At 37.3% G+C, this 15121-nt stretch carries 13 protein-coding genes; 8 read left to right on the top strand and 5 right to left on the bottom strand.

The annotated features are described in order from the left end of the window. Positions 1 to 411 precede the first annotated feature (411 nt). The gene (locus tag L1275_RS01205) at positions 412 to 2850 is read left to right on the top strand and encodes a YfhO family protein (protein WP_253468866.1); all 2439 of its coding nucleotides are present in this window, start codon (positions 412 to 414) and stop codon (positions 2848 to 2850) included. Between the two features lies 1 nt (position 2851). After that, positions 2852 to 4168 (top strand): glycosyltransferase family 4 protein, encoded by a 1317-nt coding sequence (locus L1275_RS01210; protein WP_253468868.1) that lies wholly within the window; start codon positions 2852 to 2854, stop codon positions 4166 to 4168. 72 nt (positions 4169 to 4240) lie between these two features. Here L1275_RS01210 and uvrA read toward each other — a convergent pair whose 3' ends face one another. Further along, positions 4241 to 7048, bottom strand: coding sequence for an excinuclease ABC subunit UvrA (gene uvrA / locus L1275_RS01215; RefSeq protein ID WP_253468870.1), 2808 nt, complete (start codon positions 7046 to 7048; stop codon positions 4241 to 4243). A gap of 248 nt (positions 7049 to 7296) precedes the next feature. Between uvrA and L1275_RS01220 the strand changes: the two genes are divergently transcribed. After that, positions 7297 to 7881, top strand: coding sequence for an RNA polymerase sigma factor (locus L1275_RS01220; RefSeq protein ID WP_253468872.1), 585 nt, complete (start codon positions 7297 to 7299; stop codon positions 7879 to 7881). A gap of 68 nt (positions 7882 to 7949) precedes the next feature. Continuing rightward, entirely contained in the window at positions 7950 to 8093 is a 144-nt protein-coding gene (locus L1275_RS01225; protein ID WP_253468874.1) for a hypothetical protein, read from the top strand. Positions 8094 to 8123: 30 nt separating this feature from the next. Here the strand turns inward: L1275_RS01225 and nth are convergent, their stop codons facing one another. Beyond that, entirely contained in the window at positions 8124 to 8786 is a 663-nt protein-coding gene (nth, locus tag L1275_RS01230; protein ID WP_253468876.1) for an endonuclease III, read from the bottom strand. A gap of 91 nt (positions 8787 to 8877) precedes the next feature. On the opposite strand from nth, the gene bcp reads away from it, so the two are divergent. Beyond that, entirely contained in the window at positions 8878 to 9333 is a 456-nt protein-coding gene (bcp, locus tag L1275_RS01235; RefSeq protein WP_253468878.1) for a thioredoxin-dependent thiol peroxidase, read from the top strand. Between the two features lie 210 nt (positions 9334 to 9543). On the opposite strand, the gene L1275_RS01240 is transcribed toward bcp, so the two are convergent. Further along, complete coding sequence (locus L1275_RS01240; RefSeq protein WP_253468880.1) at positions 9544 to 10992, bottom strand: TonB-dependent receptor; 1449 nt, start codon at positions 10990 to 10992, stop codon at positions 9544 to 9546. A gap of 82 nt (positions 10993 to 11074) precedes the next feature. Here L1275_RS01240 and L1275_RS01245 point away from each other — a divergent pair, with 82 nt between their 5' ends. From L1275_RS01245 to L1275_RS01255, 3 genes are all read left to right on the top strand, one after another. Next, positions 11075 to 11845, top strand: a complete 771-nt coding sequence (locus L1275_RS01245) for an MBL fold metallo-hydrolase (RefSeq protein ID WP_253468882.1) — start codon at positions 11075 to 11077, stop codon at positions 11843 to 11845. An 89-nt stretch (positions 11846 to 11934) separates the two neighbouring features. Continuing rightward, positions 11935 to 12432 (top strand): hydrolase, encoded by a 498-nt coding sequence (locus L1275_RS01250; RefSeq protein WP_253468884.1) that lies wholly within the window; start codon positions 11935 to 11937, stop codon positions 12430 to 12432. 28 nt (positions 12433 to 12460) lie between these two features. After that, on the top strand, positions 12461 to 12973 hold the full coding sequence (locus L1275_RS01255; protein ID WP_253468886.1) for a hypothetical protein: 513 nt from the start codon (positions 12461 to 12463) through the stop codon (positions 12971 to 12973). A gap of 64 nt (positions 12974 to 13037) precedes the next feature. Here the strand turns inward: L1275_RS01255 and L1275_RS01260 are convergent, their stop codons facing one another. Together L1275_RS01260 and L1275_RS01265 are read right to left on the bottom strand one after the other, a co-directional pair. Beyond that, entirely contained in the window at positions 13038 to 13631 is a 594-nt protein-coding gene (locus L1275_RS01260) for a DUF2652 domain-containing protein (protein ID WP_253468887.1), read from the bottom strand. A 70-nt stretch (positions 13632 to 13701) separates the two neighbouring features. Then, on the bottom strand, positions 13702 to 15111 hold the full coding sequence (locus L1275_RS01265) for an efflux transporter outer membrane subunit (RefSeq protein ID WP_253468889.1): 1410 nt from the start codon (positions 15109 to 15111) through the stop codon (positions 13702 to 13704). Positions 15112 to 15121: the final 10 nt, after the last annotated feature.

The following is a 15121-nucleotide window of genomic DNA, read 5'->3' on the forward strand; positions in this document are numbered from 1 at the left end:
AATAAGACGGTCTTTTTTTTTGCTGATACGCGGATGTGCTGATACGCGGATGTGCTGATACGCTGATACGCTGATGGGCAAATAGGCTTATCTGGGGATAAGTTAGAAGGCTGTTCCATTTTTACGAGTAAGGGCGAATGGGCGTATGGGCGAATGGACATATAGGCTTTAGATGCTGATACGCTGATACGCGTATGGGCAAATGGGCAAATAGGCTTATCTGGGGATAAGTTAGAAGGCTGATCCATTTTTACGAGTAAGGGCGAATGGGCGTATGGGCGAATGGACATATAGGCATAGAAGATACGTGTAAGCTAATTACAATAAAAGTCTCGTTTAAATTTGTGAATTCTTTTGATATAGTGTTATTTTAGCAAGATATTAAAATGCTCAATAAAAGCAATTCCATTTATGAAGAATTACAAAGTATATCTACCCCATCTTTTGGCATTAATCGGTTTTCTTGTTATCGCCTTGATTTATTTTTCGCCGGTACTTTCTGGAAAAGTTATTCAACAGTCTGATATTGCTCAATATACTGGTATGGCGAAGGAACAAATCGACTTTAGAAATGAATTTAAGGAAGAGGCCTACTGGACAAACAGTGCTTTTGGGGGAATGCCTACTTATCAATTAGGAGCACAATATCCTCACAATTACATCAAAAAATTGGATTCCTTGATCCGTTTTCTACCGAGACCGGCAGACTATCTATTTGTATATTTTCTCGGATTTTATCTGTTGTTAATTTCTTTGAGAATCAATCCTTTAAAAGCTTTTTTTGGAGCTTTAGCGTTTGGTTTCTCGACCTATTTGATCATTATATTGGGGGTTGGACACAATGCAAAGGCGCATGCAATAGCCTATATGCCGATGTTGGTGGCTGGGGTACTATTGGTCTTTAGGAAGAAGTATGTTTGCGGGGGCTTGCTCACCGTATTCGCAGCGGCTTTAGAGATCAATGCCAATCACTTTCAAATGACTTTTTATCTGTTGTTGTTATTGTTGATTATCGGAATTTTTTATTCGGTTCAATATATTAAAAGTCGCGATTTTAAGGGCTTGGGTATTGCGATATCGATCTTTGTCGGAGCGGCTCTATTAAGTATTGGAGTTAATGCGACCAATTTAATGGCAACTGCCGAATATACTAAATTCAGTACTCGTAGTGATAGTGAGTTGACATTTGAACCTAATGGTGAACCAAAAACGTCATCCAATGCGATGAGTTATGATTATATCACAGAATACAGCTATGGTATATTTGAGAGTTTGAATCTCTTTGTACCGCGTTTAACAGGTGGTGCAAATTCAGAAGATGTTGGAAAGGATTCTCAGGTATATAAATTTGTGACTGACTTGGGGGCAAGTCCTCAAGAAGCCGAACAATTCTCAGCAAATGCACCGACTTATTGGGGAGATCAACCGATTGTAGCAGCTCCGGCATATATTGGAGCAATCGTATTATTTCTAGCGGTTTTAGCGTTGTTTGTTGAAAAGCGAAAATTCAAATACATATTTTTAGCAGGTGGTCTTTTGTCGTTAATGCTGTCGTGGGGTAAGAATTTCCCGATTTTAACCGATCTTTTTATCGATTATTTCCCGATGTATAATAAGTTTAGAGCCGTATCATCGATTCAAGTGATCTTGGAATTGTGTATGCCTACTTTAGCCTTGTTGGGATTGCAGGCCTTTGTTAAAACCGAAGCTAAGCAGCGTGAGAAAGCGTTGAAATTAACCCTGTATATCACAGCAGGTGTTGTTGTGCTTTTGTTTTTAATCAAAGGTAGTTTGAGTTTCTCAGGTGCAAATGATGGTTATTATAGTCAAATGTATGGAGATATCGGTCCGGCGTTTATCGATGCGTTAACACAAGATAGAAAATCGTTGTATACCGGAGATTTAATTCGAACATTGCTATTGATCGTTCCGGTTTTTGGAATTATGTGGTTGTACAGCAAAGATAAAATCAAAACAACGATGATGGTTGTTTTGGTGGGCATACTGATGGTTGGCGATTTGATTATGATCGATTTGAACTACGTCAATAAATCCAATTTTGTCAGCGCAAGAAATATGACACATCCGTTTGAAGAAACTAGCGCAGACGCCTTCATTAAAGAGGATAAAGGAAACTTTAGAGTATATGAAATACAAGGTGGTTTAAGCAGTGCTAGAACGTCCTTTTTCCATCATTCCATCGGTGGTTATCACGCGGCAAAGCCAAGGCGTTTTCAGCAACTTTACGATTACCAATTGGTAGAAAAAAGCAATATGAGTGTATTGAATATGCTCAATGTGAAATATGTAATCCAAAAGGACGAGAAAGGGCAGGATGTACCGATGAAAAACGAAGAAGCCAATGGCAATGCCTGGTTTGTTAGTCAAGTGAAAATGGTTAACAGCGCCGATGAGGAAATGAAAGCCATGGATGATTTTGATTCTAAAAAAATAGCGATTTATAATGTTAATGCGTTTAAAAACAAACAATTAAAGGCTTCTTATGAATTGGATACTTTAAGTACAATTAAACTTGAAAGTTATAAGCCTAATTACTTAAAATACAAATCTTCTAATAAAAACGACGGACTAGCTGTGTTTTCTGAAATCTACTATCCGCATGGATGGAATGCATATATAGACGGTAACGCCGTTGACCATGTTGCGGTTGATTATGTCTTGCGAGCTTTGCCAATTCCTGCGGGTCAACATGAAATTGAGTTTAAGTTTGAACCAGAAGTGATCAAAACGGGGAGTAGTATTGCTTTGATAAGCAGTATTTTGATGGTTTTGGTAACTGTGGGCAGTTTGGCATATAGTTTGGGGTATATTAGAAAGAAAAACAAATAATTTGAAAGATACAAACAGCGATTCCCCTGCTTTAAAAAAAGTATTGATTATAACGTATTACTGGCCGCCTGCAGGTGGTCCGGGGGTGCAACGTTGGCTAAAATTCGCCAAGTATCTACCCGATTTTGGAATCCAGCCAGTGGTTTATACACCGGAGAATCCAACATATCCCTTGTTGGACTCAAGCTTAGTAAAAGAAGTTGCTGATCATGTCATAGTAGTGAAAAATGCTATCAAAGAACCCTATGGTTTTGCGGGTTTGCTATCTAAGAGAGGAACGAAGAACTTGAGTTCTGGAATCATTCCGCAACAGCGTAAACAAACGATGATCGATAAACTCCTGTTGTGGGTGAGAGGTAATTTTTTTATACCTGATGCGCGTATAGGTTGGGTTAAACCATCGGTGAGTTTTTTGGAAAAGTATATTGCTGAAAATAATATTGACTGTATCATTACGACTGGCCCACCACACAGTTTACATTTGATAGGGATGGAGCTCAAAAAAAGATTGCCGATTCGATGGATCGCGGACTTCAGAGATCCTTGGACTACTATAGGTTATCATAAAGAATTAAAATTGAGTGCATCAGCGCGCAAGAAACACCAGCAATTGGAACTGGATGTACTAAAACAGGCCGATCAAATTACGGTCACTAGTTTTTCAACAAAAGTGGAGTTTGCCGCTAAAACGATTAAGCCTATTACGGTAATCACCAACGGTTATGACGTGGAGTACCTCGAAAAAAGAGAGATGGATCAAGCTTTTACTTTAGCGCATATCGGTTCTTTTTTATCACATCGGAATCCGCGGGTGTTGTGGAAGGCCTTAAGCGAATTGCGAAAAGAGAATCCCGAATTCAAGGCCGCTTTTCAATTTAAGTTGATCGGTAAAGTAAGTCAGGATATTTTGGATGCCCTGTCAGAGTTTAAACTAGACGATTGCACGGTCAATATGGGCTATTTAAGCCACGAAGAAGCCTTGGTGCAACAAAGGGTTTCTCAGGTTTTGTTGTTGGTAGAAATCGACTCTGAAGAAACGAAGGCTATTATACCTGGTAAGCTGTTTGAATATATGGCTGCGGAAAGACCTATTTTAGCTATTGGACCAGAAGGAGCTGATTTTTTTAGAATCATTGCCGAAACCAATACCGGGCGTACGGCACTGTATGATGAGAAGGATCACATCAAAGAAGTGCTGTTGGATTATTTTTCGAAATACCAAAACAACCAACTGAAAGTGCTCGGTATGGGATTGCAGTATTATAGCCGTAAAAAGTTAACAGAAAAATTGGCGAGTCTCGTGAACGAAAACTCGTAAAAATAACCTTCGCAAATTCACCTAATTATCAATAGGCGAATTTGCGAAGGTTAATGTAAAGACAGTACTAAATTACAGTTTGTCTTTCAGGTACTTTCCAGTAACTGATTTTTTGTTTTTGACAATTTCTTCAGGGGTTCCAAAAGCAATTAATTGACCACCATTTTCTCCTCCTTCAGGTCCGATATCAATGATGTAGTCGGCACATTTAATTAAGTCTAAGTTGTGTTCTATCACAATGATAGAGTGTCCTTTTTCAATCAATGCTTCAAATGACTTTAATAGCTTTTTAATATCGTGAAAATGCAATCCCGTAGTGGGTTCATCAAAAACGAACAAGGCTTTTTCTTTGGTATTACCACTGATCAAGAAGGAAGCGAGTTTGATACGCTGGGCTTCACCTCCAGAAAGAGTGGATGAAGATTGACCTAGTTGAACATAACCTAATCCTACATCTTGAAGCGGTTTAATCTTCTGAACGATTTTGGTTTGTTTGTGGGTCTCGAAAAAGCTAATAGCGTCATCGATGGTCATCGTTAAAATATTATCGATGTTTTTACCTTCAAAATTGACTTCCAATACTTCCTTTTTAAAGCGTTTTCCTTGACAGGTTTCGCATTCGAGATGCACATCTGCCATAAACTGCATTTCGATAGTTACCGTTCCTTCTCCCTTACAAGTTTCACAGCGACCACCATCAACATTAAACGAGAAGTGTTTGGGTAAATAACCTCTTAGTTTGGACAATTGTTGTTTGGAATACAGATCGCGTATATCATCATAAGCTTTGATATAGGTCACTGGGTTGGATCTAGAACTGCGTCCAATCGGATTTTGATCGACGTATTCCACGTGTTTTAAAAAGGCATATTCACCAGTTAGTTCCGTAAACTGTCCTGCCTTTTCCCCAACGCCTGTCAATTGTTTTTGTAAAGCTGGATAGAGTATCTTTTTGACTAAGGTACTTTTTCCACTACCAGAAACTCCTGTAATAACGGTCAAGCACTCTAAAGGAAAAGTGACATTGATGTTTTTAAGATTGTTTTCTCGAGCTCCAACGATATGTAAAAAATGTTTGTAATGTCTTCTCTTTTTGGGCACTTCTATCTTTAATTCGCCATTGAGATATTTAGCCGTTAGCGAATCGGATTTTAAAATAGTAGCGTAATCCCCTTGTGCAACGAGTTCCCCTCCATAACTTCCCGCTTCTGGGCCGATATCGATGATTTGATCAGCGGCTTTCATGATGTCTTCGTCGTGTTCTACAACGATAACCGTATTTCCAAGCGCTTTTAAGTCTTCGAGTACACGGATCAATTTCTCAGTATCTTTTGGATGCAATCCAATACTGGGTTCGTCTAATATATACATCGATCCAACTAAACTACTTCCCAAAGAAGTTGCTAAGTTGATCCGCTGCGATTCACCTCCGGATAAGGAAGCGGAATTTCTATTTAAAGTTAAGTAGTCCAAACCGACTTCGGTCAGGAATTCCAATCGATTGTTGATTTCCAATAGCAATCTCTTAGCTACTTTTTGATCGTAATCGGTCAATTCCAATTTTGAAAAGAACGCGATCAAATGCTGAATCGGTAAGTCGACCAAATCCGAAATCGTTTTTTGTGAAATTTTCACATAATTTGCTTCGACTCTCAGACGTTTGCCTTTACAGGTCGTGCATTTTGTTTTTCCTCTATAACGGGAAAGCAGAACGCGGTTCTGTATTTTGTAATTCTTGGATTCGAGTTCTCTGAAAAAATCGTTTAAACCGGTGAAATACTGGTTTCCGTCCCAAAGCAGTTGTTTTTGTTCCTCACTAAGTTCAAAATATGGTTTGTGTATGGGAAAGTCAAACTTATAAGCATGACTGATCAACAGATCTTTATACCAACTCATGCTTTCACCACGCCAAGGGAATACCGCATTTTCAAATATGGATAAGCTGGTGTTTGGAAAAACCAATTCTTCATCGATACCGATTATATTGCCATACCCATCACAAGTTGGACAAGCTCCATACGGGTTATTAAAGCTAAATAAATGCACATTGGGCTCGAGGAAGGTAATTCCGTCTAGTTCAAAATTAGAAGTAAATTCGAATTGATGTTTCGGATCATCTAGGGATTGTAAATAACAATAACCTTTACCTTCATAAAAAGCGGTTTGTATGGAGTCGGCTAGTCTATTGAAAAATTCTTCTTCATCCGAAACGACTATACGATCCACGATGATTTGCACGTCCGAGCTTTTAACTTTGGAGAGTTCTGCTTTGTTTTCTAACCATTGATCCAATCGCATCATCTCGCCTTTGACAAACACTCGGGCAAAACCCTGTTGTAGTAATACGGTGAGTTTATCTTCTAAAGTACGTCCTTCTTCAAGGAATACAGGCGTTAATAAGAGCCATTTAGATCCGAGGTCCATTTTTTTGACCGTTTCAATAACATCGCTTACCGTATCTTTTTTAACTTCTTTTCCCGAAACAGGAGAATAGGTTTTCCCGATTCGAGCAAATAATAATTTTAAATAATCGTATATTTCTGTAGAAGTACCAACGGTCGATCGAGCATTGGTCGTATTGACTTTTTGTTCAATGGCAATAGCAGGGGCAATACCCTTAATATATTCTACCTTGGGTTTGTCGATTCTTCCTAAAAATTGACGTGCATAAGCCGACAAGCTTTCCACATATCTTCGTTGTCCCTCAGCATATAAGGTATCAAAAGCCAAACTCGATTTTCCTGAACCGGATAAGCCTGTGATAACCACAAATTGATTTCTAGGGATAACAACATCAATATTTTTTAAATTATGAAGCTGAGCTCCTTTAATTATGATGTTTTTTTTAGGGTCTATCTTAGAATAATCTATCTTTTCCATACGAGTTTACAGTAATATACAAAGGTAATCATTTATTATTTTGGGTTGAAATTAATTGAATTTATATTGCTGTTCAAATATAAATCGGGCCGATGAGAGTTGCCGATATACTTTACATAAAAAAACTTAATAATTAACACTTGTTTAAAAAAAATAACATATATTTGGGAATCATAAAAAAAACCAAAAGCCTATTGCTCAAAAGTACTTTATAAAAATTTCGACATAAATATTTTAAAAGTATTATTATGGAATATATCAATATGCCAGATTCCTTGTTGATCCAACACTACGTTAGTGGAGGTGAGAAAGCATTGGAGGTTTTGATTCAAAGGCACCAGTCAAAAATTTATGGGTTCATTTACTCCAAACTTGGAGATCGTGACATGACAGAAGATGTCTTTCAAGAAACCTTTATCAAAGTTATACATACCCTGAAAACGAAAAAATACAATGAAGAAGGTAAATTCTTACCTTGGGTCATTCGTATTGCTCACAATTTGGTAATCGATCATTTTCGACGCACAAAGAAAATGCCGATGCAAAGAGATTCTGATGAGTTTTCTATCTTTTCTTTTATTACGGATAACGACCCCAATATGGAGCATCAAATGATTTCTGGGCAGTTGGAAGTGGATTTAAAAAAATTAATCGAAGAATTACCCGAAGATCAAAAGGAAGTCTTAATCATGAGAATTTATCAAGATCTCAGCTTTAAAGAAATTGCTGTGATTACCGATGTCAGTATCAATACCGCTTTAGGACGAATGCGTTATGCGTTAATGAATATTCGCAAAATGATCGACCAAAGAAATTTAATACTACTCGATTAACTATTTGTTTTTTTTAAATAATAAAATAATTTATTTGCCGTTATTAGTAAAACTAACTGATACAAAATATGGCAAAAAGTTACTCACCAAGATTAAAGAAATTTGAGATTAATGCTCCAAAAAAAGAAACCATAGATTTTTTACTGCGTTATTCAAGAGCGTTACAAGTGATCCAGGTTAACAAGCTTCAAATTCAAGTTTTACTTAATTAAGTCAAATTCAAATAAAAAAGCCCTTAAAAATTATTTTTTAAGGGCTTTTTTATAATATGCATCGAGTACGCTTTTACGACCGATTACTTTGGTTATAATGTCCAAATCCAAATTCCATCCTCGCGCTGGCGAATATTCTCGGCCATACCAGACCATCTGCAAATGCAATCGGTTCCATTCGGATTCGGGAAATAAACGTTTGGCATCTTTTTCGGTTTGTTGAACCGTAGTGCCGTTAGATAAATTCCAGCGATACATTAAACGATGAATATGGGTGTCAACAGGAAAGGTAGGGATATCAAATGCTTGTGCCATGACAACACTGGCTGTTTTATGTCCCACCGCAGGTAGTTCCTCCAAATCAGGGAAATTTTGAGGTACTTCACCTTGGTGTTTATCGATTAAAATATGGGATAAACCGTGTATACCTTTTGACTTCATCGGTGATAATCCACAAGGGCGGATGATTTCTCTGATTTCTTCGACAGACATTTTTATCATGTCGTAAGGATTGTCTGCTCGGGCAAATAGTGCTGGAGTGGTTAAATTCACTCGTACATCCGTGCATTGCGCAGAGAGTAATACGGCAATCAATAGGGTATAGGGATCCTTGTGATCAAGGGGGATCGGTATTTCAGGATAAACAGCATCTAGGGTGTCTAATACAAATTGGACTTTTTCTGCTTTAGTCATGAATTTTTTTTACGAAGATAAGAAGTTATAATCAAAGGTAAAAGTAGATTAAGTGCGATACTTTTATTATTTTTGATTAAAACAGCGTATTATGACTACATTACAAATAGGTGATGCAGCACCCGATTTCAAGGGAGTTGATCAAGATGGTATTACACACGAATTAGGGGATTATAAAGGTAAAAAACTAGTGGTTTTCTTTTATCCTAAAGCTAGTACACCGGGCTGTACTGTGGAAGCATGCAATTTACGTGATAATTTTCAACGCTTCCAATCGCAACATTTTGAAATTTTAGGTGTTAGCGCAGATTCAGAAGTTAGACAAGCGAAGTTTAAAGAAAAAAACGAACTGCCGTTTCCTCTATTAGCAGATGAAGACAGGTCGATCATTGAAGCTTTTGGAGTTTGGGGACCCAAGAAATTTATGGGAAAAACCTATGATGGTATTCATCGTACCACATTTGTTATTGATGAAAACGGTATTATAACCGATGTTATCAGTAAAGTAAAGACAAAAGAACACGCAGCTCAGATCTTGGATTCGTAATTCTGCAGTTAGCAGCTATTAAAGCCATGCCTTCGATGGCTTTTGCAGAGCGGCTGCCTTGTAGGGGTAGAAATACTTTATAGATTAGCAATGGAGGTAGAAGTCTGTAGATATAGTTTCTGCAGTAGCGTTTATTCCCGTTTTACAATAATCGAAACACCCCACTTAGTGTAATCACTGAGTGGGGTGTTTTTTGATGATGAGTATCTACTACAAATCTTTATATCCAAATAGTTTTTTAGTTTTAATTTCATTTGCAATTCCCTCTGGAAGAGCAGTTTCCCAACCCGTTTGTTGTTCGTGTATCAATCGGTAAATTTCTCGAGAGAAAATACTTAAATTCTTCTCTTCATAATTGGTGATATCAACAATTTTTCCTGCTTTTTTGAAATATTTGTACAATTCTTTGATGTGCAAGTCCACTTTTAAATTCTGTGAAGTTAAAATTTGTTGGTGCTCATCTTTCATCGGATAGAGATATACTTTTAAATCGCGGTAAAACAATTTACCCAATCCTTCGAGTATTCCACCGTGTAAATGGGTGTAATATTTCTCGTCAAAAATATTCAGTATCGAACTAACTCCCATGGTTAAACCGATTTTCTCTTTGGTATATTGAGAAAAATATTCGACCACTCGATAATATTCTTGGAAATTGGAGATCAAAACAGTTTGTCCTAAAGAGCAAAGCAATTCTGCTCTATGTAGGAAGTCGACTTCATCGATTTCTCCTTCCATCAGTAAATTGGATAAGGTCATTTCAAAAACGACTAAGGTTTCGTTTTTATCCAACTGGTTTTCATCGACAAACAGTTTTAAGGATTCCTCATACATATTCATGTTTACTACAGTTACCGGTCTAAAACTACCGCGTAAGGCCAAAATATTTTTTCTGTATAAAGCGGTGGCAGGTAGCATACTTTGACCATCCGGTCCAAACATAACGGCATCAGTCATGCCGTTTTTAACCAATTGCAAACTCATCAGACGGTTGTCTACGTTTTTAAATAGCGGTCCTGAAAAGTTGATACTGTCAATCTCAATTTGATCCTTGTCGAGGTGATCGTATAATTTACGTATTAGATTTTTTGGGTCGTTGTGCTGATAATAAGCACCGTATATTAAATTTACCCCCAATATTCCTAAAGTTTCTTGCTGAAGTTTGGAATCGGTTTCTTTAAATTGGATGTGTAAGATAATTTCGCTATATGCTTCGTCGGGTTTGGATTGAAATCGAATTCCTACCCATCCGTGTCCTTTAAAGCTCTTGGCGAAATCTATAGTTGCTACGGTATTGGCATAGCTGAAAAAAGTTTTACTCGGGTGTCTTTCGCGTTCAATACGGTCTTCAATCAGATCGGTTTCGTGAATCAACATTTTTTTTAGTCGACTTTCGGTAACATATCTACCGTCATTCTCGACTGTATAAATCGCATCACTAAAATCTTTGTCATAAGCAGACATCGCTTTAGCTATCGTTCTCGATGAACCACCTGCTCTAAAAAAGTGACGGACCGTTTCTTGTCCGGCGCCAATTTCAGCAAAGGTTCCATAAATATTTTTGTTTAAGTTGATACGCAGTGCTTTATCGGATATGGCAGGCTGGTGTTCAATGATTCTGTCCCCATCAAGTACCAAATCTTCGGCGAAATTTTTCATAGTCTATTATAATAATAACAAACGTAGTAAATTATACAGTTTAAAAAAAGATAAAACCTTATTTTTGTAAAAATTGAACGCTGTGAGAGTATATTTTTTAGGTACCGGAACTTCTCAAGGAATGCCAGTGATCGGCAGTAAAGATCCAGTATGCTTGAGTACTGATATGCGAGATAAGAGGCTGCGTACTTCGGTATGGATAGAATGGAAAGGTCTGAGTCTTTTAATCGATTGTGGACCGGATTTTAGGCAACAAATGTTGGTCTCAAATTGCCAAAGAATCGATGCAATTTTATATACCCATGAACACGCCGATCACACCGCGGGTTTGGACGACATTAGACCTTTTTGTTTTCAAATTGGAAAAATGCCAGTTTATGCTTTGCAAAGGGTAATGGATAGTCTGAGAAAACGTTTTGACTATGTTTTTGCTACCGAAGACCGATATCCTGGTGCCCCAGCAGTTGAGCCACATATCCTCGATGCGGAACGCGATTTTAGGATTAAAAACCAAACGATCAGCCCCATTGAAATTTTACACGGCGATTTATCGATCCTCGGATTTCGTTTTGACGATTTTGTTTACATTACCGATGCAAAATACATTCCAGATAGCGAATGGAGCAAACTTAAAAACATAAAAGTTTTGGTTATAAACGCCTTACGGATTAATCCTCATCCGACACATTACAACTTAGAAGAAGCCTTGGCTTTTATTGAAAAAATTAAACCGGAAAAAGCTTATATAACCCATATCGGTTATGAATTAGGTTTTCATGAAAAAGTACAACAAGGTTTACCAAAAAACGTATATTTGGCGCACGACAATTTACAAATAGATATTGCCGACTAAACGGTAAAGCCTCCTGATAAAGGATTGGGAAGCATCGTTTAATAGACAGGCTATTCGACAGTGGTTATTAAAAAAACAAACTCTTATTTATGAAAAAAGCATTTTTTTACCTTTTTGTATTTTCTTTTTTATTCAACATTTACCAATATGTCAATGCCAACAAAATACATAAGGGAAAGGAAAAAGAATTGGAAATTTCTCATAAACGCATAGAAACGGTTCGCGACTCCTTAAAGATAAACGAGAAAAATTTAATGGAAGCCAATTATTTTTCAATCATTCAAAATGAGGAAGCACAGGATTATTTTAAAGATTATGATTTTGATGAAGTCATGGCAAAAGTAGAAGGGGAGTTGATGGCGTTAAATCATCAGCCCAATGGAAATCCATTGATTCCTTATGCTCCTGTTGATGGGAATAAATTTATTTTAAATAAAGCCAAAGTAATTAACCACCGTTGGATTATTGCAGATTTTTATTCGGGTAAATTGCATGGGGAAGTGTTGATAAAATATTTCTTTAAGGCAGATGCTCCAACAGAATTTAACACTATTGAAACCGTTTTATATACTTCTACAAGCAATTAAATTGGTATATTTGAATTTTACTAATACAATGAAAAAAATACTTGTTTTATTTCTTAGTGTCTTTCTTTTCGTTTCTTGCGATTTTATATTTAAAAAAGAGGAGAAGGCAGAGCCTGTTTTTCCAGCTAAAGAAAACGTGGTTTTAGGGTCTGATTTAGATTCAAACGGTTGTGCGATCAGTGCAGGTTACCGCTGGAGCCAACTCAGAAATGACTGTATTCGAGTTTTTGAAGAGGGATTCCGCCTTAATCCAACCAACATTGAGGAGGGTAATCCGGAGGAAAATGAACTTGAAGATAATGATGTAAGTGGTTTTGTGGTATTTAATGAAGAAAAATCTAAAGCAGAGATTTTCTTACCGTATCAAGAGAAAAGCATTTTACTAAGTGAAAAAAGCCCTAGCGGTTTATATGGTGACCAAAATTGGGAATTGGATACTCGAAAGGACTGGCAGCTTAAAAAGGGTGGGATTGTTAAATACACTGCAGCCAAAGCCATAGATTTGAAGATTACCGGTAGTGACCAAGTGGATGATGAGTAAAAGTAATATCGTATAAAAAAAAAGCGTCCGAAGGAACGCTTTTTTTATGACTTAGTTCTCGGAATCAATCTCCTGAGTCCTTTTTTTCGAGTTTATTTGAAAGCAGTTCTTCAAAAGTCGGATAATAAATAATACCAACCTTTGGTATGTTGAGCGTGTTGCTAAGAATAGGTAATTTTGGACTTTTCGAAGCGTATAAAAAGGAATCCGTTAGAAATATATAGGATCCCTTTTCAGTATAATTGTTTTTTAGGAGTTTGTGCGCTTCTATTACGGGTTTTCCGTAAAGTTTGTTGAAATATTTTATCGTATATCTCGAAAAATAACCGTGATGAACAATGAATTTTAACGACATATTTATCGTAGTGTCAAGGGCTACTTCCAATTCAACCAATTTTTGATTAAAGGAATACAACATTCTTTTTAAAACTTCCATAACACTATCAAAACAAGGTGTTTTACTATACTTGTAAAAAAGTATGGCATCACCTTCAATCTCGGAGATATAAAAATGTTTTTTGTTAGCTTCTATAAGGGTTAAGAGAAGTTGCTTTATGATATATCCTCCCGTATGGATTTTGGTAGCAAACACAAATTCAGTGAATCCACTAAAATCTGGAATCAATATAATACCTTCTCTTTCTTTGTGATTTGTCATGATTTTAGTTGTTTTTAAATAGCAGTAATCGGTTACTTTCTTTAAGTAACCGATTGATCTACTCGTTCATTTACTGCACACCACCGCCTAAGGCTCGGTATAAGGTTGCAATAGCGTTGAGACGTTGTGTTTTGACTGCAGCTAACTCCAGTTCAGAGTGGAGTTTGTTGGATTGCGCTAACAGTACTTCCAAATAGGTTGCTTCAGCGTATTGATATAGGGTGACGGAATTGCTAACAACTTGTGTAGCTTTTTCTACCAAGTTTTCTCCAATTTGTTGTTGGCGTTCGAGTTTTTCGATAGCCACTAACGCGTCAGAAACTTCACTAACGGCATTTAACACAGATTGTTTGAATTGGATCTCAGCCATTTCCGAATTAATCTTTGCCTGTTCGTATAGTGTTTTTAGTTGTTTTCCATTTAGAAGAGGCTGTGTAAGTGAGGCAGTAGCTAATCCAAATAGCGAACCGGGTATCGTAAACCAATTGCTTGTTTTTAATGCATTTAAGCCTCCTTGCGCTGTTATATTCAAGCTGGGATACATACTGACTTTTGCAATGTGAATCGAGGCTATACTCTTTTTAAAATTGAGTTCGCCACTTTTTACATCCGGTCGATTACTCAGTAATTCAGCGGGAATTCCACTTGCAAGACTTTCGGGATGATGTGCTTGATCCAATCCTATTTTTCGCTCTACTATATTGGGCATGGAACCGCTAAGAACACTTAAGCTGTTTTCTTGTACGCTGATGGCATTCTCAATGGCAGGTATCGTTTTTTCTATTTGTTCTATAGCCATTTCTTGTTGTTGTACAGCTAGCGAAGTGATCATACCCAACTCGTATTGTTTCTGTAGGATCTCGTTGGTTTGCTTTGCAAAAGATAAATTTTCTTGGGATATTTCCAATTGCTTATCGAGCATTAAGAGGTTGTAATAACCAGTAACTACTTCCGATACCAGCCGGCTTTTAACGGCTTTGGCGGCCTCTTGTGTAATGAGGTAATCGTCGAGTGCCTGCTCTTTAATCCCACTAATTTTCCCCCATATATCGGCTTCCCACGAAAGGTTTATCGCAGTATTGTAGTCTTCCTGGTATTTTTTTCCGTTGGATGGACTATTGTTGTTTTCTGCTGGACGATTAACAGTTGCGCTTCCTAGCGTTGCGTCGATTTTTGGTAAATTTCCCCATTTCGATTGTTTATAGGTCATCGAGGCAAATTCAATTTGCTTTAAGGCTAATCGCAAGTCGTTGTTTTGTTGTACAGCCTTGTCAATCAAGGCTACAAGTACCGTATCCTTAAAGAAATTCTTATAGTGAATTGGCGCTATGCTGATGCTGTCGATATCGGAGCTATTGGTTCTAAATGACTGAGGAAGTTCAAGTTCTAGCGGTTGCTGTTTTTGCACGGAACAAGAGCTAATAATAATTGCCGTACCTATGGTTGCCGTCAGTTTTAACGTATAAATAATAGATTTCATCTTAAATGTT

This window comes from Flavobacterium sp. HSC-61S13 (genome assembly GCF_024171535.1).
Lineage (GTDB): Bacteria > Bacteroidota > Bacteroidia > Flavobacteriales > Flavobacteriaceae > Flavobacterium.